Source organism: Micromonospora humi, from assembly GCF_900090105.1.
Classification (GTDB): domain Bacteria; phylum Actinomycetota; class Actinomycetes; order Mycobacteriales; family Micromonosporaceae; genus Micromonospora; species Micromonospora humi.
Genome location: NZ_FMDM01000026.1, coordinates 20,097 through 41,957, shown reverse-complemented (window position 1 = coordinate 41,957; position 21,861 = coordinate 20,097). Strand labels below are relative to the sequence as shown.

The 21,861-nt window shown below is 73.0% G+C and carries 16 protein-coding genes and 2 rRNA genes; 13 read left to right on the top strand and 5 right to left on the bottom strand.

The window, feature by feature from the left end; translation table 11 throughout:
• Together GA0070213_RS30395 and rrf are read left to right on the top strand one after the other, a co-directional pair.
• Nucleotides 1-110: ribosomal RNA gene (locus GA0070213_RS30395) — 23S ribosomal RNA — on the top strand; the annotation flags it as partial.
• Nucleotides 111-194: 84 nt separating this feature from the next.
• Nucleotides 195-311 (top strand): 5S ribosomal RNA (rrf, locus tag GA0070213_RS30390).
• Between the two features lie 66 nt (nucleotides 312-377).
• Here rrf and GA0070213_RS30385 read toward each other — a convergent pair.
• Nucleotides 378-1,055, bottom strand: a complete 678-nt coding sequence (locus GA0070213_RS30385; protein ID WP_091072461.1) for a hypothetical protein — start codon at nucleotides 1,053-1,055, stop codon at nucleotides 378-380.
• Between the two features lie 69 nt (nucleotides 1,056-1,124).
• Between GA0070213_RS30385 and GA0070213_RS30380 the strand changes: the two genes are divergently transcribed.
• From GA0070213_RS30380 to GA0070213_RS30370, 3 genes are read left to right on the top strand one after another with little or no spacing between them, the layout of a single operon-like run.
• Complete coding sequence (locus GA0070213_RS30380; RefSeq protein ID WP_091072457.1) at nucleotides 1,125-3,743, top strand: valine--tRNA ligase; 2,619 nt, start codon at nucleotides 1,125-1,127, stop codon at nucleotides 3,741-3,743.
• A complete protein-coding gene (locus tag GA0070213_RS30375; protein WP_091072454.1) occupies nucleotides 3,740-5,080 on the top strand; it encodes a bifunctional folylpolyglutamate synthase/dihydrofolate synthase in 1,341 nt (446 codons plus the stop codon). Before GA0070213_RS30380 ends, GA0070213_RS30375 begins: the two co-directional genes overlap by 4 nt.
• Nucleotides 5,077-5,526, top strand: coding sequence for a DUF4233 domain-containing protein (locus GA0070213_RS30370; RefSeq protein ID WP_091072450.1), 450 nt, complete (start codon nucleotides 5,077-5,079; stop codon nucleotides 5,524-5,526). The genes GA0070213_RS30375 and GA0070213_RS30370 overlap by 4 nt, the downstream gene beginning before the upstream one ends.
• A 69-nt stretch (nucleotides 5,527-5,595) precedes the next feature.
• On the opposite strand, the gene GA0070213_RS30365 is transcribed toward GA0070213_RS30370, so the two are convergent.
• Complete coding sequence (locus GA0070213_RS30365) at nucleotides 5,596-6,849, bottom strand: VOC family protein (protein ID WP_091072447.1); 1,254 nt, start codon at nucleotides 6,847-6,849, stop codon at nucleotides 5,596-5,598.
• 145 nt (nucleotides 6,850-6,994) lie between these two features.
• Between GA0070213_RS30365 and ndk the strand changes: the two genes are divergently transcribed.
• Nucleotides 6,995-7,420: a nucleoside-diphosphate kinase gene (gene ndk, locus GA0070213_RS30360; RefSeq protein WP_091072442.1), complete on the top strand. Its 426-nt coding sequence runs from the start codon at nucleotides 6,995-6,997 to the stop codon at nucleotides 7,418-7,420.
• Here ndk and sigJ read toward each other — a convergent pair.
• Both sigJ and GA0070213_RS30350 read right to left on the bottom strand, forming a co-directional pair.
• Nucleotides 7,392-8,357: an RNA polymerase sigma factor SigJ gene (sigJ, locus tag GA0070213_RS30355; RefSeq protein WP_245716625.1), complete on the bottom strand. Its 966-nt coding sequence runs from the start codon at nucleotides 8,355-8,357 to the stop codon at nucleotides 7,392-7,394. The two genes, ndk and sigJ, sit on opposite strands and share 29 nt — an antisense overlap.
• Nucleotides 8,354-8,794 (bottom strand): carboxymuconolactone decarboxylase family protein, encoded by a 441-nt coding sequence (locus GA0070213_RS30350; protein WP_091072439.1) that lies wholly within the window; start codon nucleotides 8,792-8,794, stop codon nucleotides 8,354-8,356. Before GA0070213_RS30350 ends, sigJ begins: the two co-directional genes overlap by 4 nt.
• Before the next feature lie 424 nt (nucleotides 8,795-9,218).
• On the opposite strand from GA0070213_RS30350, the gene ileS reads away from it, so the two are divergent.
• Together ileS and GA0070213_RS30340 are read left to right on the top strand one after the other, a co-directional pair.
• Nucleotides 9,219-12,359 carry an isoleucine--tRNA ligase gene (gene ileS / locus GA0070213_RS30345; RefSeq protein WP_091072435.1) on the top strand — a complete coding sequence of 1,047 codons (3,141 nt, stop codon included), beginning with the start codon at nucleotides 9,219-9,221 and terminating at the stop codon, nucleotides 12,357-12,359.
• A gap of 153 nt (nucleotides 12,360-12,512) precedes the next feature.
• Nucleotides 12,513-13,193, top strand: coding sequence for a lysophospholipid acyltransferase family protein (locus GA0070213_RS30340; protein WP_091072432.1), 681 nt, complete (start codon nucleotides 12,513-12,515; stop codon nucleotides 13,191-13,193).
• 9 nt (nucleotides 13,194-13,202) lie between these two features.
• Here the strand turns inward: GA0070213_RS30340 and GA0070213_RS32405 are convergent, their stop codons facing one another.
• Nucleotides 13,203-15,167 (bottom strand): hypothetical protein, encoded by a 1,965-nt coding sequence (locus GA0070213_RS32405; protein ID WP_091072429.1) that lies wholly within the window; start codon nucleotides 15,165-15,167, stop codon nucleotides 13,203-13,205.
• Between the two features lie 213 nt (nucleotides 15,168-15,380).
• Between GA0070213_RS32405 and GA0070213_RS30330 the strand changes: the two genes are divergently transcribed.
• From GA0070213_RS30330 to GA0070213_RS30310, 5 genes are all read left to right on the top strand, one after another.
• Nucleotides 15,381-17,366 (top strand): TIGR03960 family B12-binding radical SAM protein, encoded by a 1,986-nt coding sequence (locus tag GA0070213_RS30330; protein WP_091072426.1) that lies wholly within the window; start codon nucleotides 15,381-15,383, stop codon nucleotides 17,364-17,366.
• A 162-nt stretch (nucleotides 17,367-17,528) separates the two neighbouring features.
• Nucleotides 17,529-17,966 (top strand): hypothetical protein, encoded by a 438-nt coding sequence (locus GA0070213_RS30325; RefSeq protein ID WP_091072423.1) that lies wholly within the window; start codon nucleotides 17,529-17,531, stop codon nucleotides 17,964-17,966.
• 13 nt (nucleotides 17,967-17,979) lie between these two features.
• Nucleotides 17,980-19,455 carry a hypothetical protein gene (locus GA0070213_RS30320; protein WP_091072419.1) on the top strand — a complete coding sequence of 492 codons (1,476 nt, stop codon included), beginning with the start codon at nucleotides 17,980-17,982 and terminating at the stop codon, nucleotides 19,453-19,455.
• A 10-nt stretch (nucleotides 19,456-19,465) separates the two neighbouring features.
• On the top strand, nucleotides 19,466-20,884 hold the full coding sequence (gene mycP, locus GA0070213_RS30315; RefSeq protein WP_091072413.1) for a type VII secretion-associated serine protease mycosin: 1,419 nt from the start codon (nucleotides 19,466-19,468) through the stop codon (nucleotides 20,882-20,884).
• 223 nt (nucleotides 20,885-21,107) lie between these two features.
• Nucleotides 21,108-21,827: a TIGR03936 family radical SAM-associated protein gene (locus GA0070213_RS30310; protein ID WP_091072481.1), complete on the top strand. Its 720-nt coding sequence runs from the start codon at nucleotides 21,108-21,110 to the stop codon at nucleotides 21,825-21,827.
• Nucleotides 21,828-21,861: the final 34 nt, after the last annotated feature.

Below are 21,861 nucleotides of genomic sequence, written 5' to 3'. Positions count from 1 at the left end.
CCACATTGTGGGGTAAGGCCCCCAGCTAGACGACTGGGTTGATAGGCCGGAAATGTAAGCCCGGTAACGGGTTCAGTTGACCGGTACTAATAGGCCGAGGACTTGACTACCAAGCTGCTACGCGTCCACTGTGCAACTCTGAACCAGCGAACACCCCACGAAAAGTGTGTGTGTGTTTGACATGTTCATAGAGTTACGGCGGTCATGGCGGAGGGGAAACGCCCGGTCACATTCCGAACCCGGAAGCTAAGCCCTCCAGCGCCGATGGTACTGCACTCGGGAGGGTGTGGGAGAGTAGGACACCGCCGGACAATCTTTCAATTCAGGGCCACCCCGTCAGGGGTGGCCCTGAATTGCGTCCGGACCCGGAAATCGCGTCAGCGACGCTGGACGCCCTCGCGGATCTGCCGGAACAGCGCCGCGGCATCGTCGACCGGGCGACCCGGGAACATCCCCATCGCGACACTTCCGTGGTCGGCCCACCCGCAGACCGCGAAGTCGCCGCCGTCGCCGCTCGTCCGGCCGCACTTCATCACGCCGCCCAGGCGACCGGCGTCGACCTCGCGGAGATCGGCCACCCTGCCGGTCTCGTCGGCCATCAGGTCGAACAGGGTGTCCAGGTCTCGCTCGGGCTGCCAGAGCAACGTGGTGCCACCGAACAGCAACACCGAGCGCTTCGCGTCCGCCGGGTCGCTGTAGACCGTGCCGAAGCTGCGGTCCAGGTCGATGTCGGCGGCGAACCCGTCGCGCAGGTACTCGGCGGTGCTGCGAGCCCGATCGCTGTCGTCGCGGGTGAGCCCGGCCACCCCGGACGGCTGGCTGAGCTGGGTGTCCTTCTCCTGGTAGACCCGCCAACCGGCGGTGCCGAGCGCGGCGGCGCCGGCGAGACCCACCACAAGGGCTGCGGCCAGCACGATCTTCCGGCGCCGGGACACGGGCTGCCGTTCGGACTCCTGAGCCGGATCGCGGCGGCTGAGTCGGATCGGTTCGTCGGTCAACTCGACCGGACCGTTGCCCCCGTCGACCGGGCGCTCGGTGAGATGCGCGTCGGACATGTCCGCCACCGTACGCGAATCACCGGTGGCGCACGTCGGGTCTCCGAAAGCCCTCCGTAGACTTCCAGGGTGACCGAGAGACTGGATGCCCGACGCCCCGACGCCCCGACCCTTGCCGGCCAGTACCAGCCCGGCGAGGTAGAGCAGCGACGGTACGAGCAGTGGGTAGCCGGCGGGCACTTCCGGGCGTCGGCGCAGAGCGACAAGCCGCCCTTCGCCATCGTCATCCCGCCGCCCAACGTCACCGGCTCGCTGCACATGGGCCACGCGTTCGAGCACACGCTGATGGACGCGCTCACCCGGCGCAAGCGGATGCAGGGTTACGAGGCGCTGTGGCTGCCCGGCATGGACCACGCCGGCATCGCCACCCAGAACCTGGTCGAGCGGCAGCTCGCCGGTGAAGGGCTCTCCCGGCACGACCTGGGGCGGGAGAAGTTCGTCGAGCGGGTCTGGCGGTGGAAGGCCGAGTCCGGCGGCGCGATCCTCGGCCAGATGCGCCGGCTCGGCGACGCCGTCGACTGGGACCGCGAGCGCTTCACCATGGACGAGGGCCTCTCCCGGGCCGTGCAGACCATGTTCAAGAAGCTCTTCGACGACGGCCTGATCTACCGGGCCAACCGGATCATCAACTGGTGCCCGCGCTGCCTCACCGCGCTCTCCGACATCGAGGTCGAGCACACCGACGACGAGGGCGAACTGATCTCGATCCGCTACGGCGACGAGGTCGTGGTGGCCACCACCCGGGCCGAGACCATGCTCGGCGACACCGCGGTCGCGGTGCACCCGGACGACGAGCGCTACCGGCACCTGATCGGCACCGAGGTGGCGCTGCCGCTCACCGACCGGCGGATCCCGATCGTCGCCGACGAGCACGTCGACCCGAGCTTCGGCACCGGCATGGTCAAGGTGACCCCGGCGCACGACCCGAACGACTTCGAGATCGGCCAGCGGCACGACCTGCCCTCGCTGACGATCATGGACGAGCGGGGCGTCATCACCGCGCCCGGACCGTTCCAGGGCCTGGACCGCTACGAGGCCCGCCCGGCCATCGTGGCGGCGCTGCGCGAGCAGGGCCGGATCGTGGCCGAGAAGCGGCCCTACCTGCACGCGGTGGGGCACTGCTCGCGGTGCAAGACGACCGTCGAGCCGCGGCTGTCGCTGCAGTGGTTCGTCAACACCGGGCCGCTGGCCAAGGCGGCCGGCGACGCGGTACGCGACGGCCGGGTGAAGATCGAGCCGGCCGAGCTGGCCAAGCGCTACTTCGCCTGGGTCGACAACATGCACGACTGGTGCATCTCGCGGCAGCTGTGGTGGGGCCACCGCATTCCGGTCTGGTACGGCCCGGCCGGCGAGATCGTCTGCGTCGGCCCGGACGAGGCGCCGCCGACCGGCGAGGGCTGGCGGCAGGACGAGGACGTGCTGGACACCTGGTTCTCCAGCGGCCTCTGGCCGTTCTCCACCCTCGGCTGGCCGGAGCAGACGCCGGACCTGGCGAAGTTCTACCCGACCAGCGTCCTGGTCACCGGCTACGACATCCTGTTCTTCTGGGTCGCCCGGATGATGATGTTCGGCCTGTACGCGATGGACGGCGTGCAGCCGTTCGACGTGGTGGCGCTGCACGGCATGGTCCGCGACGAGCACGGCAAGAAGATGTCGAAGTCGTTCGGCAACGTGGTGGACCCGCTGGACTGGATCGACCGGTTCGGCGCCGACGCCACCCGGTTCACGCTGGCCCGGGGCGCCAACCCCGGCCAGGACGTGCCGGTCAGCGAGGAGTGGTGCCAGGGCTCCCGCAACTTCTGCAACAAGCTGTGGAACGCCACCCGGTTCGCGCTGCTCAACGGCGCGCATGCCGACGGTCCGCTGCCGGACGCCGGCAGCCTCTCGACCGTCGACAGGTGGATCCTGTCCCGGCTGGCGCACGTCACCGCCGAGGTCGACGAGCAGTTCGAGGCGTACGAGTTCGCCAAGGTCTGTGACCTGCTCTACCACTTCGCCTGGGACGACGTCTGCGACTGGTACGTGGAGCTGAGCAAGCCGGTGCTCGTCGAGGGCGGGCCGGCGGCGGAGGCCACCCGGCGGGTGCTGGGGCACGTGCTGGACCAGCTCCTGCGGCTGCTGCACCCGGTGATCCCGTTCGTCACCGACGAGCTGTGGACCGCGCTCAACGGCGGCGAGACCGTGCTGACGGCGGCCTGGCCGGTCGCCGACCGTACCGGAATCGACGACGCCGCGGAGGCGGAGGTCGCCACGCTCCAGCGGGTGGTGACCGAGGTCCGACGGTTCCGGTCGGACCAGGGGCTGCGGCCGACCCAGCGGGTCGCCGCCCGGCTCGACGGCCTGACCGGCGCGGGCATCGCGGCGCACGAGCCGCTGGTCCGCTCGCTGGCCCGGCTCGACGCGCCCGGCGACGACTTCCAGGCCGGCGCCACGCTGGCCATGCCCGGCGAGGTGAGCGTCGCGCTCGACACCCGGGGCACGATCGACGTGGCCGCCGAGCGGGCCCGGCTCGCCAAGGACCGGGCGGCGGCCGAGAAGGAGGCCACCCAGGCGCGGGCGAAGCTGGACAATCCGGCGTTCGTCGGCAAGGCGCCCGAGCCGGTGGTCGCGAAGATCCGGGACCGGCTGGCGGTGGCCGAGGCGGATCTGGTCCGGATCGACGCCGCCCTGGGGGCGCTGAACTCGTGAGTGACCGTACCGATCCCGCGTTCGCCGAGGTGGAGGCCGCGCTCGACGCGCGCGGCTTCACCCGGATGCGCTTCGAGCTGGAGAAGATCGAGAGCCTGCTCGACCTGCTGGGCAGCCCGCAGCGGGCGTACCCGTCGATCCACCTGACCGGCACCAACGGCAAGACCTCGACGGCCCGGATGATCGACTCGCTGCTGCGGGCGTTCGGGCTGCACACCGGCCGCTACACCAGCCCGCACCTGGAGACCGTCCGGGAGCGGATCAGCCTGGACGGTGAGCCGGTGAGCGAGGAGCGGTTCGTGTCGACGTACCGCGAGATCGCGCCGCTGGCCGAGCTGGTCGACCAGCGCTCCGCCGAGCCGTTGACCTACTTCGACCTGACCACGGCGCTGGCGTTCGCCACGTTCGCCGACGCCCCGGTCGACGTCGCGGTGGTGGAGGTCGGGCTGGGCGGCGCCGAGGACGCGACGAACGTGATCCAGGCCGGCGTCGCCGTGATCACTCCGATCGGGCTGGACCACACCGAGTGGCTCGGCGACACGATCGAGGACATCGCGCTGCACAAGGCGGGCATCATCCACCCCGGGGCCACCGTGATCGCGGCGGCGCAGGAGGAGGAGGCGGCCCGGCCGATCCTGGAACGCTGCGCCGAGGTCAACGCCACCGTCGCCCGCGAGGGCGCCGAGTTCGGGGTGATGCGCCGGGCGGTCGCGGTCGGCGGCCAGGTGCTCACCATCCAGGGCCTGGGCGGCGTGTACGAGGAGATCTTCATCCCGCTGCACGGCGCGCACCAGGCGCAGAACGCGGCAGTGGCGCTGGCCGCGGTGGAGGCGTTCCTGGGCGCCGGCGCGCGGCGGCAGCTCGACATCGAGGCGGTCCGGGAGGGCTTCGCCGCGACCAGCTCCCCCGGTCGGCTGGAACGGGTGCGGACCGCCCCGACGGTGCTGCTCGACGGCGCGCACAACCCGCACGGGATGGCCGCCACGGTGGCCGCGCTCCAGGAGGAGTTCGCGTTCAGCAAGCTGGTCGGCGTGCTGGCGGTGCTCGGTGACAAGGACGCGGCCGGGCTGCTCGACCTACTCGAACCGGTGCTCGACACGATCGTGGTCGCGGAGAACAGCTCGCCCCGGGCGATGCCCGTTGCCGAGCTGGCCGAGCTGGCGCAGGAGGTCTTCGGGTCAGACCGGGTGCAGGTGGCCCGGGACATGCCCGACGCCATCGAGGCGGCGGTGGCCGAGGCCGAGTCGGACGTGCCGGGCGAGCTGTCGGGCGTGGGCGTGCTGATCACCGGTTCGGTGGTGACCGTGGCCGACGCCCGCCGGCTGCTCAAGCGATGACCGGCCCGGAGCAGCGCCCGGACACGCCGCCGGGCCCGGGTGGCGAGGCGGGCCCGGGTGCGGAGCAGCGCCCGGGGCAGCCGGGTGGGGCGGGTCCGGGCGGCGTCCGCCGGTCCGGGCTGCGCAACCCGGACAAGGCGGTACGCGGCCTCGGCGCCGGCACGCTGTCGCTGGAGGCGCTGGTGCTGCTGCTGGCCATCCAGCCGATCCGGGTCGTCGGCGGCGACCTGAGCGGCGCCGCGATCGCGGCGATCGTCGCGCTGGCGGTGGCCTGCGTGGTGCTGGCCGGCATGATGCGCCGCGGCTGGGCCTGGCAGGCCGGCACCGTGGTGCAGGGCCTGCTGCTGCTCTCCGGGCTGCTGCACTGGTCGCTGCTCGTGCTCGGCGTGATCTTCGCGCTGGTGTGGGCGTACGCGTGGCACGTGCGCCGGGTCATCCTCGGCTGAGCGCCGGTTCTTGTTAAGCGGGGCCCCTTCCTCTACCGCAGGCGTTAAGAAGGGGCCCCGCCTTGCACCTCAGGCGTCGGCGAGCGAGCGCCACTGGGTCAGCGCGACACCGTGCCCGTCGGGGTCGCGGAACGCGGCGGCCCACACCTCCAGCTTGGTGCCCCGATTGACCACCCGTGGGGCGTACGTGAACCGGACGCCGGACTCGCGGAGCCGCTCGTACGCCGCCTGGATGTCGTCCACCTCCAGGTTGACGTGCACCAGCCGGCGACTGATCGGCGCGGCGCCGGTCACCCGGCGCAGCACCAGCCGGGTCGGCCCGGAGCCGAGCACCGCGTTGCCCTCGCCCCGGTCCAGCTCGTCGAAGCCGAGCTCCCGGTAGAAGTCGAGGGACCGGTCCAGGTCGGTGACGAGCAGCGTGATCCCGACCCCGCTGATCGGGCTGGCCAGCTCGTCCGCCTCGGTGGCGCCGGCCGGACCGAAGATGGCCTCGTCCAACTCCTGCGGGGTGGGCGGCGCGTCCCGCTCCGGGGCGTCCAGCGGCACGTCGATCGGGTCCACCGTCACGGTGTCGTCGGCCCGGTCCTCGGCCGGCGGGCGGGGCGTCGGCGCACGCCGGGGCAGCGGGCCCACCGGTGCCGGCTCGACCAGCTGCCCCTCCAGCACGACCGGGCCGCCGGGCCGCTGGCGCATCACCACCGGCTCGCGCTCCTCGGCTCGCGGCGGGAGGTCGTCGAGCAGCGGATCCGGCGCGGGCGGGTAGTCGTCGCGGAGGAAGTCGTCCTCCGGGGCGCGGCCGGCCCACGGCGGGGCCTCCTGCGCGATGAGCGTCTCGTCGAACGGGTCCGCGTCGGCGTACTCCGGCGGCAGGTCGGCGACCGGGGCGGAGTTCTCGGTGTGGGTGGGCACCTCGTCCCAGAGCACCCGGACGTGACGCTGGTCGTCGAGCGCCACCCGGACGGGCAGCGCCTGACCGAGCGAGGGCCACTTGGCGACCGGCACCCGCGGCTCGATGATCTTCTTGGAGCGGGGTGGCAGGCCCGGGGCGTCGATCACCAGCTGCAGCTCGCAGCGCCCGAACGCGTACTGGGTGGGCGGTTCGGAGGCGCTGTGCACGTGCCCCAGGCCGACCACCCAGGTGCGGCCACCACCCCGGACCGTGGCCAGGGCGATCGCCAGCACCAGCAGCGCGACGCCGAGCGCGACGATCGCCCAGCTGGTCATCCCGAGCCCGAACAGGGTCACGAACGCGGCCACGGTGCCCAGCACCGCGCCGATCAGCTTGCGTACCGGCGCGATGGTGCGGTTCCCGCCATTCGCCACAGTGGACCTCCCAGGGGTTCCATGGTCAGGCTAGGCCGCCGCGGCGGGCCAGGGAAGACGCAGCCGCCGTGCCGGCGCCGGGACCGGGTCGCTACGCTGACCGTACCCAGCGCGACCAGGTTTAGGTGCACAGGAGGAACCCAGCGTGTCCAGCAGCAGCCCGGACGAGCGGACGCTCGTACTGATCAAGCCCGACGCGGTGCGCCGTGGTCTGGTGGGCGAGATCCTGTCCCGTTTCGAGCGCAAGGGCCTGCGGATCGACGCGCTGGTGAGCCGGACCATGGACGGCGACTTCGCCGACCAGCACTACGCCGAGCACGTCGACAAGCCGTTCTACCCGCCGCTGAAGACGTTCATGACCGGTGGTCCGCTGGTGGCGCTGGTGCTCTCCGGCGACCAGGTGATCGAGGTGGTCCGCGGCATGATCGGCAGCACCGACGGCCGCAAGGCCGCCGCCGGGACCATCCGCGGTGACCTGTCCCTGTCGAACCGGGAGAACCTGGTGCACGCCTCCGACTCGACCGACAGCGCCAAGCGCGAGATCACCCTCTGGTTCCCGGAGCTGGGCTGACCGACCTCCCGACGGCCCCGGCTCCCCACGCGGGACCGGGGCCGCCGTCCGCTCGGCGGCCGACCCGGGTCAACTTGTCGGGGTTGCCGACCAGGTAGAGAGTGGTGATCCGGCCGTCGGCGGCGGCGACGCCGAGGGTGTACCGGACCCCGGACGGCCAGCTCAGCAGCAGTGCCGGCGCGCCGTTCAGCTCGATGGGCGTGGCCCGCACACCGGGTCGACGGCGGCCGTACACCCCGGCGAAGAATCGGGCGATCCGGTCCGCGCCGTGCACCGGGTTGCGCGCCGCGCGGATCCGCCCGCCGCCGTCGGACCAGGCGGTGGCGTCCGCCGCGACGAGATCGGTCAGCCGCACCAGGTCGCCGTCGCGGGCGGCGGCGAGGAAGGCGTCGAGCAGCCGTCGCTGCTCGGCCGGCCCGGCGGTGAAACGCCGCCGTTCCTCGGCGAGCCGGGCCGTCGCGCGGTGGTGCAGCTGACGGCAGTCCGCCGCCGACCGGTCCAGGATGTCGCCGATCTCGGCGTACGGCAGCGCGAACGCGGTGTGCAGCACGTAGACCGCCCGTTCCGGCGGGGTGAGCCGTTCCAGCAGGTGCAGCAGGGCGGTGGAGACCGTCTCCCGCAGCTCGACGGTCTCCAGCGGCCCGAACGGCGACGGGTCGGTGGGCACCGGCTCGGGCAGCCACGGGCCGACGTACGTCTCCCGGGCGGCCCGCCCGGCGCGCAGCCGGTCCAGTGCCAGCCGGGTCACCACCCGGGACAGGTAGCGGCGGGGCTCGGCGACCGCCTCCCGGTCGACGTCGAGCCAGCGCAGGTAGGCCTCCTGGAGCACGTCCTCGGCGTCGTGCAGGCTGCCCAGCAGCCGGTACGCCAGACCGAGCAGCATCGGCCGGTGCGCGGTGAGCGCACCGGCCGCCTCCGCCGCCGACGTGGTGGTCACACCTCGAGCGGCGGCTGGGTCCGGCTGCTGATGACGATCCGGTTCCACACGTTGATTGTCGCGATCGCGACGACGAGGTCGGCCAGTTCCTTCTCCGACCAGACCTTCGCCGCGGCGTCCCACACCTCGTCGGGCACGCCGTGCTCGCCGAGCCGGGTGACCGCGTCGGTCAGCGCCAGCGCGGCCCGCTCCCGCTCGTCGAAGAACGGGGCCTCCCGCCAGGCCGCCACCGCGAACAGCCGCCGGCTGTCCTCGCCGGCCCCCAGCGCCTCCCGGGTGTGCATGTCGACGCAGAACGCGCAGCCGTTGAGCATCGACGCCCGCACCTTCACCAACTCCAGCACGGTGTGGTCCAGGTTGCCCCGGATGTACTTCTCCAGCCCGAGCACCGCCGCGTACGCCTCCGGCGCCACCGCTGCCATGTCGATCCGGCTCATCGCCGCCTCCCTCGTGTCGTCCGTACGTGCACACGACGGATCAGGACCCGTCCGGCGTGACGGCGCACCGGTGTGACGCCGGTCATCGCGAGGTGTTAAGCGGGGCCCCTTCCTATACCGGAGGCGTTAACCGGGGCCCCCTCCTTACTCGGAGGCGGAGCGGGTGGTGGGGCGGGTAAGCTTGGGCGCACAGGCGTCGACCCGGCCATCACCGGCGAGCCTCCGGAAGAACGGCCGGGCAACCGGCCCAGTAGAACCGGACGGGTCCGGCCCGTCACAGCCGACGAACGAGCGGGCGGTCGCACCTCGACCGCCAAGCGGGGTGGTACCGCGGGCCAGCCCGGGGGCGTCGCACGGCGTACCCGGAGAGGTTCGTCCTCGCAGACCCACCGACGAGTGAGCTGCGCGAGGAGAGCGACACCCGATGGCCTATCCGTTGCACGACCCGACCGGCGCCGGCGTCCCGGCGAGCCCGGACCTGCCCGCGGTCGAGCGCGGGGTGCTGGAGCACTGGACCGCCGACAAGACCTTCGAAGCCTCCGTCGAGGCGAGGCCGGCCGGAGACGACGGCAAGAACGAGTACGTCTTCTACGACGGCCCGCCGTTCGCCAACGGCCTGCCGCACTACGGCCACCTCTTCACCGGATACGTCAAGGACGTGGTGCCGCGCTACCAGACCATGCGCGGGCGGCACGTCGAGCGGCGCTTCGGCTGGGACTGCCACGGCCTGCCGGCCGAGGTGGTGGCCGAGAAGCAGCTCGGCATCACCACCAAGGCGGAGATCCTCGACCTCGGCGTGGCCCGGTTCAACGACGCCTGCCGCGCCAGCGTGCTGGAGTTCACCCAGGACTGGGAGCGGTACGTCACCCGGCAGGCCCGCTGGGTCGACTTCGCCAACGACTACAAGACGCTCGACCTGGACTACATGGAAAGCGTCATGTGGGCCTTCAAGACCCTGCACGACAAGGGGCTGGTCTACGAGGGCTTCCGGGTGCTCGCCTACTGCTGGCGGTGCGAGACCCCGCTGTCGAACACCGAGACCCGGATGGACGACGTCTACCGGGACCGGCACGACCCGACGTTGACGGTGTGGTTCGAGCTGACCGCCGACGAGACCGCGCCGGAACTCGTCCGGGGCCCGGTGCGGCTCGGCGTCTGGACCACCACCCCGTGGACGCTGCCGTCGAACCTGGCGCTCGCCGTCGGCCCGGACATCGAGTACGCGGTGCTGGAGCGCGACGGCCAGCGGTACGTGGTCGGCGCGGCGCGGCTCGGCGCGTACGCCAAGGAGCTGGAGGGCTACCAGCAGGTCGGCACCGTGCACGGCCGGGACCTGGTCGGGCGTCGCTACACGCCGCTCTACGACTTCCTGGTCGAGCCGGCCGGCCCGAACGCCTACCAGGTGCTCGGCGCGGAGTTCGTCACCACCGAGGACGGCACCGGGATCGTCCACCTGGCGCCCGCGTTCGGCGAGGACGACCAGAACACCTGCAACGCGGCCGGCATCCCGACCGTGGTCACCGTGGACGACCACACCCGGTTCACCGCGCTGGTGCCGCCCTATCAGGGCGAGCAGGTCTTCGACGTGAACAAGCCGGTGATCCGGGAGCTGAAGGAGCGGGGGGTGGTGCTGCGGCAGGACGTCTACACCCACTCGTACCCGCACTGCTGGCGCTGCGACACGCCGCTGGTCTACAAGGCGGTGTCGTCGTGGTTCGTCGCGGTGACGGCGTTCCGGGACCGGATGGTCGAGCTGAACCAGGAGATCAACTGGACGCCCGGGCACATCAAGGACGGCTCGTTCGGCAAGTGGCTGGCCAACGCCCGGGACTGGTCGATCAGCCGGAACCGCTTCTGGGGCTCACCGATCCCGGTGTGGCGCTCCGACGACCCGAACCACCCGCGCATCGACGTGTACGGGTCGCTGGACGAGATCGAGCGGGACTTCGGCGTACGCCTGACCGACCTGCACCGGCCGGCGGTGGACGACCTGGTCCGCCCCAACCCGGACGACCCGACGGGCAAGGCGATGATGCGCCGGGTGCCGGAGGTGCTGGACTGCTGGTTCGAGTCCGGCTCGATGCCGTTCGCCCAGGTGCACTACCCGTTCGAGAACCGCGACTGGTTCGAGCACCACTACCCGGGTGACTTCATCGTCGAGTACATCGGGCAGACCCGCGGCTGGTTCTACACCATGCACGTGCTGGCCACCGCGCTGTTCGACCGGCCGGCGTTCCGCAACTGCCTGAGCCACGGCATCCTGCTCGGCTCGGACGGGCGCAAGATGTCCAAGAGCCTGAAGAACTATCCGGACGTCTACCACGTCTTCGACTCCTACGGGTCGGACGCGATGCGGTGGATGCTGATGTCGTCGCCGGTGCTGCGCGGCGGCGACATGGCGGTCACCGAGACGCTGATCCGGGACGCGGTGCGGCAGGTGCTGCTGCCGCTGTGGAACGTCTGGTACTTCTTCACGCTCTACGCCAACGCGGACGGGTACACCGCGCGTCGGCGCACCGACTCGACGAACGTCCTCGACCGGTACGTGCTGGCGAAGACGAACGAGCTGGTGGCGACCGTCGGCGCGCAGATGGACGCCTACGACATCTCCGGCGCCTGCGCGACCGTCCGGTCCTACCTGGACGCGCTGACCAACTGGTACGTGCGTCGCTCGCGGGACCGGTTCTGGGCCGGCGACGCGGACGCGTTCGACACGCTCTGGACCGTGCTGGAGACGCTCTGCCGGGTGGTGGCGCCGCTGGCGCCGCTGACCGCCGAGGAGATCTGGCGCGGGCTGACCGGCGAGCGGTCGGTGCACCTGACCGACTGGCCGTCCGCGCAGGAGTTCCCGGCCGACCAGGAGCTGGTCTCCGCGATGGACAACGTCCGGGCGGTCGCCTCGGCCGCGCTGTCGCTGCGCAAGGCGAAGGGCCTGCGGGTCCGGCTGCCGCTGGCGAAGCTGACCGTGGCCTCGGCCGTCGCCGACCAGCTCCGGCCGTTCGCCGACCTGGTCGCCGACGAGGTCAACGTGAAGGAGGTCGTGCTCACCGGCGAGGTGTCCGCCTACTGCCAGCAGGTGCTGACCGTGGTGCCGCGGGCGCTCGGCCCGCGCGTCGGCAAGGCGGTCCAGCAGGTGATCAAGGCGGTCAAGGCGGGGGAGTGGGAACTCGTCGACGGCGCCCCGGTCGCCGCCGGGGTCACCCTCGCCGAGGGCGAGTACGAGCTGCGCCTGGTCGCCGCGGACGCGGAGCACTCCGCCCCGCTGTCCGACGGCGTGGTGGTGCTGGACACCGCTGTCACGCCGGAGCTGGCCGCCGAGGGGCTGGCCCGGGACGTGGTCCGGGTGGTCCAGCAGGCCCGCCGCGACGCCGACCTGGACATCTCCGACCGGATCACGGTGGCGGTGTCGGCCTCCGAGGAGGTGCGCGCGGCGGTCGCCGCGTTCCGCGACTTCGTGGCGCGGGAGGTGCTGGCCGACAGCATCGACTTCGCCGAGGGCCTGGACGGCTTCGCCGGCGAGGTCGGCGACGGCGAGCGCGTGGTGGTCACCGTCCGCCGCGTGTAAGGCGGGGCCCCTTCTTAACGCATTCGGTAGAGGAGGGGCCCCCGCTTAACCGGGCGTACCGAGCGGGTGGACTGCGGGCCACCCGCTCGGCCTCCGGTGGCGGCGTCGGCTACCGTGACAGCGCCTGTTTCGCGTACGACCGCCGGAGGACCCGTGCCCCTGCTCTACACCATCGGCAAGCTCACCGTGGCGCCCGCGCTCCGGTTGGCCTTCCGGCCGCACGCGGAGGGGTTGGAGCACATCCCGGCGACCGGCGGCGCGATCTTCGCGGGCAACCACCTCTCCGTCGCCGACGAGCTGCTGCTCGGCACCGTGGTCCCGCGGCACCTGGCGTTCTGGGCCAAGTCGGAATACTTCAACGGCACCGGGGTGAAGGGCGGCTTCTCCAGGTTCGTGCTCACCGGGCTGGGCGCCATCCCGGTCGAGCGGGGCGGCGGGCGGGCCGCGCTGTCCGCGTTCGACGCCGCGATCCCCGTGCTCAAGGCCGGTGACCTGGTCGCCGTCTATCCGGAGGGCACCCGGTCGCCGGACGGGCGGCTCTACCGCGGCCGCACCGGCGCGACCCGGCTGGCGGTCGCCGCCGGCGTGCCGATCATCCCGGTCGGCGTGACCGGCACCGACAAGGCCCAGCCGATCGGGACCCGGGTGCCCCGACCGGGCCGGGCGAAGATCACCATCAAGTTCGGCAAGCCGCTGGACTTCACCGGACGGCCCGACGACCGGTCGTCGCTGCGGGCCATGACCGACGAGCTGATGGCCGAGATCCAGAAGCTCACCGGCCAGGAGTACGTGCCCCGCTACGCCCCGAAGCGCAGCGAGGAGCCGCCGGCCTGACCGGCCCGCTCAGGACTGCTTCGGGACCACCACCTGCTGGCGCAGATCGTTCAGCAGCCGGCCGCTGTCGTCCACCGACAGTCGGGTGAACACGCCGGTGGTGAGGCTGCCGTGATCCACCGAGGTGCACACCACCACCGCGTCGCCGTCCGCCCGACCGACCGCGCAGCGCTCGTGCCGGCCGCGTACGCCGGTGTCCACTGTCACCGAGGGTTGCAGGTCGAAGTCGCCGGTGAGGCGCTTCAGCTCGGCCTCGGCGTCGGACTCCGGGCTGAACCGGAAACCGGTGCTGCCGAAGAGCGTCACCCGCTTGCCGTCGTTCGTGGCGTAGATCCCGGCGAAGGTGTCCTCGGCGAGCCAGTCCGCCTGGCGTACCCGGCTCTTCAGGTCCTCGGCCGTGGCCTGGCTGTTCTGGTCCTGGCGCAGCCGCATCGAGTCGAGTTGGTCGGGGAGGGTGGCGCTGGCCGGGTACTGGCTGGAGAGCGGCTGGACCCACCACAGCGGGACGCCGCAACAGCACGCCACGCTGAGCAGCAGCACCCAGGGCCAGCGGCGCCGGCGGCGGACCGGCACCGGGACGTACCCCTTGGGCGCCTGCCACCCGGGCGGCGGTGCGGTCTGGCCCCGGCGCTGCTTCGGCGGCCGGGCCTGCTTCGGCGGCTTGGCCGGGACGACCCGGGCCGGCGGGGGCGAGACCGGGCGGGCGGCGGCCGGGCCGGGGTACGGCGGCGACACCGGGCCGGCGGCCGGCGGGGCCGGGTAGGGCGGGGTGTGCGCCGGCGGCGAGACCGGCCGCGCGGCCGGCGGCGGGGCCGGATGCGGCGCCGGGTGGGTCGGCCACGGCGCGGTGTAGGGCATCGTCGCCGGCAACGACGGCAGCTCGGCCGACGGAAGGTTCCAGCCGGTGGTGTCCACCCCGGCCCAGGGATCCACCGGGGTGGCGTGCTCGGGCGATTCGATCGGCGGGACCGGCGTGGGCTCGGCGGACTCGCCCCAACCGCGACGGCGCGGCGGCGGGGGTGGGACCGGGGCGGAACCGCTCCAGCGGGGGGTGACCGGCTCGACGCGGGTCGGCGGTGACGCGTTCTCCACCCGGGTGGGATCCGGTCCGGTCCCGGCCGCGGCGGGTGCCGGACCACCCTCGACCCGGGTGGCGTCCGGGGTGCGCGGGGCCGGACGGTCCTCGAGCCGGGAGGGGTCGGGCGGGCGCGGGGCCGGATCGTCCTCGATCCGGGTGGGGTCGGGGGTACGCGGGGCCGGGCGGTCCTCGATCCGGGTGGGGTCGGGGGTGCGCGGGGTCGACGGGACGCGGCCGGGCACGGCGGCGGTGCCCCGGGCTCGGGCCGGTGTGGCCGGGGTGGCGTCGGGGTCGGGATCGGAGGTCGGCTGCCCGGTTCCGGCGTCGTCCCGCTCCGGCGGGACGTGCCCGCTGTTCGCCCCGGACGTCCCGGCGGCCCCCGGCCCGGCGCCGGTCGGTGGCGCCTCGTCCTCCGTGGGTGGCCCGGCCGCCTCCGGCCCGGTGCCGGTCGGTGGCGCCTCTCCCTCCGCGGGCGTGTCCCGGGCGGAGGGCGGCGCGACGGCGTCAGCCGGGGCGGCGTCTCCGGGGACGGCGTCGGCCGGTGCCGCATCGGCCACGTCCGTGCCGGTCAGGTCGGTGTCGGTCCGGGCGGCGTCGGTCCGGGCAGAGTCGGTCGGGGCGGCGTCGGCCCGGACGGCGTCCGCCGCGGCGGCGTCGGTCGGGGCGGTGCCGGCCGGAGTGTCCGGTTCTCCGGCCGCCGGGGCGGCCGGATCGTCGGCGGGACCGGAGGCGGCCGGGCCGCCCTCGGCGCTGCCGTCGGCGCGCTCGGCGGGCCCGGACGGCGGCGTGGCGGCCCCGGCGTCGGCAGGTGCCGGTACGGCGGTCGACGGCTCGGTGACGGCTGGCCCCTCGGCCCCGTCGGCCGGCCGGCCCGCCCCCGGCTGCGGCTGCGACATCGCGGCAATCTCCTCTCGCGCCCGTTGCGAGGTTAGTACCGCCCCGCCACTGTCCACGAATCGTCGACTCCACCGCTCCGGGTCCCGTCGGGCTCGTGACCAAGGAGTTCGGGGGCCGGATCGGCGCGCCGGCTCCTTGGTCACCGGGGACGTGGCGCGGAAAAGGTGCCGGTGGGGGAGGGTGAGCCGGGGCACCGCGTACCCTTGGGCATCATGAGTGCCCCGTCCACGACCCCACGTCCCCCGGCCGCCAACTCGGTGTGGCCCCGGCTGGAGCCGTTGCTGCCGCAGGTGACCAAACCCATCCAGTACGTGGGTGGGGAGTTGGGCGCGGTGGTCAAGGACTGGGACGCGGCGACCGTCCGGTGGGCGCTGATGTATCCGGACGCGTACGAGGTGGGGCTGCCCAACCAGGGCGTGCAGATCCTCTACGAGGTGCTCAACGAGCTGCCCGACGTGCTCGCCGAGCGCACGTACGCGGTCTGGCCCGACCTGGAGCGCCTGATGCGTGAGCACGGCGTGCCGCAGTTCACCGTCGACGCGCACCGCCCGGTGCGCGACTTCGACGTGTTCGGCGTCTCGTTCTCCACCGAGCTGGGCTACACCAATCTGCTCGCCGCGATCGACCTGGCCGGCATTCCGCTGCTCGCCGCCGACCGCACCGGGGCCGACCCGGTGATCGTGGCCGGTGGGCACGCCGCGTTCAACCCGGAGCCGATCGCCGACTTCGTCGACGCCGCGGTGCTCGGTGACGGCGAGGAGGCGGTGCTGGAGATCACCACCATCGTCCGGGAGTGGAAGGCCGAGGGCGCGCCGGGCGGCCGGGACGAGCTGCTGCTGCGGCTGGCCCGCACCGAGAGCGTCTACGTGCCGCGCTTCTACGACGTCGACTACCTGCCCGACGGCCGGATCCAGCGGGTCGTGCCCAACCGTCCGGACGTGCCGTTCCGGGTGCACAAGCGCACGACGATGGACCTGGACGCCTGGCCGTACCCGAAGAAGCCCCTGGTCCCGCTCGCCGAGACGGTCCACGAGCGGTACGCGGTGGAGATCTTCCGGGGCTGCACCCGGGGCTGCCGGTTCTGCCAGGCCGGCATGATCACCCGCCCGGTGCGTGAGCGCTCGATCACCACCGTCGGCCAGATGGTGCAGCAGGGTCTGGAGTTCTCCGGCTTCCACGAGGTGGGCCTGCTGTCGCTGTCGTCGGCCGACCACTCGGAGATCGGCGACATGTGCTCCGGCCTGGCCGAGCAGTACGAGGGCACCAACGTGTCGCTCTCGCTGCCGTCGACCCGGGTGGACGCGTTCAACATCGACCTCGCGCAGGAGCTGTCCCGCAACGGGCGCCGGACCGGTCTGACCTTCGCCCCCGAGGGCGGCTCGGAGCGCATCCGCAAGGTCATCAACAAGATGGTGTCGAAGGAAGACCTGATCCGCACCGTGGTCACCGCGTACACCAACGGCTGGCGGCAGGTGAAGCTCTACTTCATGTGCGGCCTGCCCACCGAGACCGACGACGACGTCCTCGAGATCGCCGACATGGCGCACGAGGTGATCCGGGCCGGGCGCGCGGCCACCGGGTCGAAGGACATCCGCTGCACGGTCTCCATCGGCGGGTTCGTGCCGAAGCCGCACACCCCGTTCCAGTGGGCCTCGATGTCCTCGCCGGAGGTCATCGACAACCGGCTCAAGCTGCTCAAGCAGGCGATCAACAGCGACCGTTCGCTGGGCCGGGCGATCGGCTTCCGCTACCACGACGGCGAGCCGTCGCTGATCGAGGGCCTGCTGTCCCGCGGTGACCGCCGGGTCGGCGCGGTGATCCGCAAGGTCTGGGAGAACGGCGGCCGGTTCGACGGCTGGAGCGAGCACTTCTCCTACCAGCGCTGGGTGGAGGCCGCCGCCGAGGTGTTGCCGACCTTCGGGGTGGACCTCGACTGGTACACCACCCGCCAGCGGGAGGAACTGGAGGTCCTGCCGTGGGACCACCTCGACTCCGGCCTGGACAAGGACTGGCTCTGGCAGGACTGGCAGGACTCGCTGTCGGAGTACGAGCAGGACGACTGCCGCTGGACGCCCTGTTTCGACTGCGGCGTCTGCCCGTCCATGGACACCGAGATCCAGATCGGCCCGACCGGCCGGAAGCTGCTGCCGTTGACGCCCGTGGGCGGGTTGAAGCAGCCGGCCGCCGCCCAGGGCTGAGCCGACACGTCCGACGGAGCGCGGGAACCCTCGGGGTTCCCGCGCTCCGTCGCGTTTCGCGCTGACCGCCCGCTCACCGGGGCGGGGGTGCCCCGAGTGGTGCTTCCTCGATACGCTGCGTCCGTATTGGACCGGCCGGGGGCCGGTAGCGGGGAGGACAGCATGGGCATCACGCCGCCGGACACCGGCGATCTGCACGTCAGCGTCGAGGACCTGGACGCCGCGGCCGACTACGTCGAGCGCCTCAAGCAGTACGTCGACGACACCATCGGCTACGAGATGGAACGCATCAAGGAGCGGATGAAGGGCGACAGCGCCAACGCGTCCGCGGTGCCGAACGGCACCCCGTTCGGTGCGTACGAGGACGCCCGGATGCAGTGGGCGGCGTTGACCAGGTCGACGGCCAACATGGAGGCCCACCTCAAGGCCATCTCCCAGAAGTTGGCCGGGCTGAAGAAGGGCACCGAGGACATCGCGAAGGCGTTCCGCGACGCGGAGGCCCGCAACGCGGCCAACGGCAAGCAGATCGAGCGGCTGCTGGAGTCGGCGGCGCCGCCGCCGCAGGCCGGGCAGCAGCCCACCTACCCGTACACGGCCTGAGGGGGAGACGGTCATGGCTGGAGGCACCTGGGAGCGCGCGGTGCGCGAGGTGACGCTGTCCGCGGACCCGGAGACCGTCGGGTCCGTGGGTGCGGGCTGGAGCAACCTCTCCACCGCGCTCGGCTACCTGCGGGACTCGCTGGTCGGGCGCTCGTTCGTCGGCCCGATCGCGTCCGGCCAGGAACGCCCGCACAGTGGCGGCCTGCCCGGGCTGCTGGCCGGTTGGAAGGGCAGCGGCGGTGACGCGTACCGCGAGCACCTGAACGGCATCGGCAAGGACATCGAGGACCTGATCACGCACGCCAGCGGCGTCAGCGGCGCGTTGTCGCGGATCGAGGGCGACATCCGCACGGCTGTGGCCAGTATCCCGATCCCGCTGATGGACGACTTCGGCTGGAACGAGTGGAGCCTGCCCGGCGGCACCGAGCTGGACGACGCCCGCGACGGTGAGAGCCAGTCAGGTTTCCTCGCCTCCCTGCGCCGGGACTACGGGCAGCACCCGGAGCTGTACGCCGACGGCGCGTTCCGCGACAAGGCGGACGACCTCGAGGCGACGATGAAGGTCGACGGCAACGCCAGCGACCAGAAGCGCGGCGGCTGGTGGGACACGAAGTCGCATCTGGACAACTGGTACCGGGACAACCAGGTGGCGGCCAACAAGGCGATGTCGCCGCTGCCGGTCGCGGTGGAGACCGAGCGTCCCAAGCTGGCCGTGCCCCAGCCCCCGCCCACGGACTTGCCCGGGAACGAGCGCGACGGCTTCACGCCCGACAACCGCGTCCCGCCCTCCGGCGTGCCCGACACCAAACTGCCCGGGGGCGGTGGTGGCGGTGGTGGTGGCGGCAAGATGCCGTCGCTGGGCAGCACCGGCATCGGCGGCGGTGGTGGCGGTGGCGGTGGCTCGTACGACGGCGGGTCGTTCACGCCGCCGCCCACCACTGGCGGCCCGGACCTCGGCGGCCGCCCCGGCGGTGCCGGTACCCACGTCCCGCCGGTCACCGGGGCCGGCGCGCCGGGCTCGCTCGGCCACGACTACGGCAGCGGCCTGGCCGGCGCGGGCGGGCCGGGCAGCGGATTCGGCGGCGGTGGCGGCGGCCTGAGCACGGTCGGAGGTGGCGGGGCCGGTCTCGGCGGCGGTGGCGGCGCCGGGCTGGGTTCCGCCGGCGGCCTGGGCGGCGGTGGCCTGGGTGCGGCCGGCGGCATGGGTGTGGGCGCGCTGCCCGGCATGGTCGGTGGCGGCAACGGCAAGGTCCCGCCGCTGACCAGCGCGGCCAACGCGGTGCGCGGCGCGGCCGGCGCCGGCGGCGCGGGTGCGGGCCTCGGCGGCCCGCGCGGCGGCACGGCCGGGGGCATGATGGGCGGCGGCATGATGGGCGGTCACGGTGGCGCCGGGCACGGCGGCGGCGGTGGCGAGCACTCGTCGTGGTTGACTGAGGACGACGATCCGTGGGGTGCCGGTGACGGTGCGTCCCCGGGCATCCTGCGATGAGGACGGACGGATGAGGAAGTACGTCGGCGCGCTTCGGCCGGTGGCGGCGGGGCTGACGGCCGGGCTGATGGTGCTGGGGGCCGTGCAGCCGGTGACCGCCGCGCCGCGCCGGGCCGAGCAGTGGTACCTGGACGAGTTGCGCATCGACCGGGTGCATCAGATCTCCACCGGGCGAGGCGTGCTGGTCGGCGTGGTGGACACCGGCGTCGACGCGACGCATCCCGCGCTGCGCGGTCGGGTGCTGCCCGGCGACCGTAGCTACGGCGCCAAGGGCGACGGCCGGGAGGACCCGCACGGCCACGGCACCCACATGGCCGGCATCATCGCGGCGGCCAAGGTCGGCGACGGGGTGGACGGCATCGCGCCGGGCGCCCGAATCCTCCCCATCAAGCAGGAGCCGGGTCCCGGGACCATCCCGGACGGCGCTTCCGCCCGGGGCATCCGGATGGCCGTGGACGGTGGCGCGAAGGTGCTCAATCTCTCCTTCGGCCATGCCGGCGCGCCGGATCCGGACGAGGAGGAGGCCATCCGGTACGCGCTGGAGCGCGACGTCGTCGTGGTGGCCTCGGCCGGCAACCTCAAGGCGGGCGACGTGGACATCGCCTCGCCGGCCAGGATTCCGGGCGTGATCGCGGTGACCGGCACCACCCGTGGCGGCGGCTTCTGGTCCGGCTCCGCCCAGGGGCCGGAGGCGGTGGTCGCCGCGCCGGCGGACGGCATCTACAACGCCGGCCCCGGCCACGGCTACGGCTGGGGTGACGGCACCTCCGACTCCAGCGCCATCGTCTCCGGCGTGGCGGCGTTGATCCGCTCGAAATACCCGAAGCTCTCCGCGCCCGACGTGATCAACCGGATCATCCGTACCGCCCGGGACGCCGGCGCGCCCGGTCGTGACCCGCGGTTCGGCTTCGGCCTGATCGATCCGGTGGCGGCGCTCACCGCCGACGTGCCGTCGGTGTCGGCGAACCCGCTGCTCGCCCCCGCCTCGCCCGGCGCGTCGCCTCCGCCGGCCGCCGCCGAGGACGACAACTTCGACGTGACCAAGTACGGCGACCGGGGCGGCCCGACCGACCAGCAGGTCATGGTGATCGGCATCGGCATCGCGGTGGCGCTGGTGGTGCTGCTGGCACTGGTGGTGTTCCTGATCTGGAACCGGCGCCGGCACCGGCGTGAGCTGGCTCGGGTGGCGCAGCTTCCGGACGACGTGCTCGACCGGGCGGACGGCGGCCACGGCCCCCCGGTCCCGGCCGGCCACGCCACGCCCGGCCCGTATCCCCAGTCCGGGGCGTACCCCCAGTCCGGCCCGTACCACCCGTCCGGGCCGGACGGCTACCCGCCTCCCGGCCAGGGGCAGCAGCCCGCACCGGGCCGGAGCCCCTACGCGCCGCCTCCGGGACCCCGCACCCCGCCGGGCGACAACCGCCCCTGACGGCTCGCGTCGGTCACGGGTTCGGCAGTCGGCGCGAAGCGGATTCCGCTGCCGACCTCGTGACCGCCGGTGTCGTCCGGCCGGCTCCGGCCGCCCCCGGTCGCGACCGGTGCCCGGGGCTGCGCCAGGATGGGGCGGACACGCAGGCACAGCCGAGGAGCTCACGATCGCCAGAAAGCCTCAACCCGAGGGTGGTCAGGCGCCCGTCGTCCAGCGGGTCCGCATCCGGTACGCCAAGCGTGGACCGCTGCGGTTCACCTCGCACCGGGACTTCGCCCGGGCCTTCGAACGCGCGCTGCGCCGGGCCGGCGTGCCGATCGCCTTCTCCCAGGGTTTCACCCCGCACCCCAAGATCTCGTACGCGTCGGCGGCGCCGACCGGTGTGGCCAGCGAGGCGGAATACCTCGAGATCGGCCTGCGTGAGCCGGTCGACCCGGAACAGCTCCGGGCGGCCCTGGACGCCGCGCTCTCGCCCGGGCTCGACGTGCTCGACGCGGTCGTGGCCACCGGCGGCAGCCTGGCCGACCGGATCGAGGCGTCGCGCTGGCGCATCGAGCTGCCCGAGGTCGACCCGGATGTGCTCCGGGCCGCGGTGGCGGCCTTCACCGCCGCCGAGGAGATCCAGGTCGAGCGGATGACCAAGCAGGGCCGGCGTACCTTCGACACCCGGAGCGCCGTGATGGCCATCGATGCACCGGGCCCGGCTGAGACGCCTTCCCGAGCGGCGGCCGTACCGTGTGCGATACTCGAACTGGTCGTGCGGCAGGTCACCCCGTCCGTGCGACCCGATGACGTCCTTTCCGGCCTCCGCGTGGTGGCCGACCTGGAGCCGCCGGTCACCCCCAAGGTGATCCGGCTGGCGCAGGGCACGCTGACCGCGCAGGGCGAGATCGTCGATCCGTTGGACGCGGATCGCGACGGGGCAGCCATCGGAGAGCACTGACCGGACGGTCAGCGCTCTGGCAGGCAGACTTCGG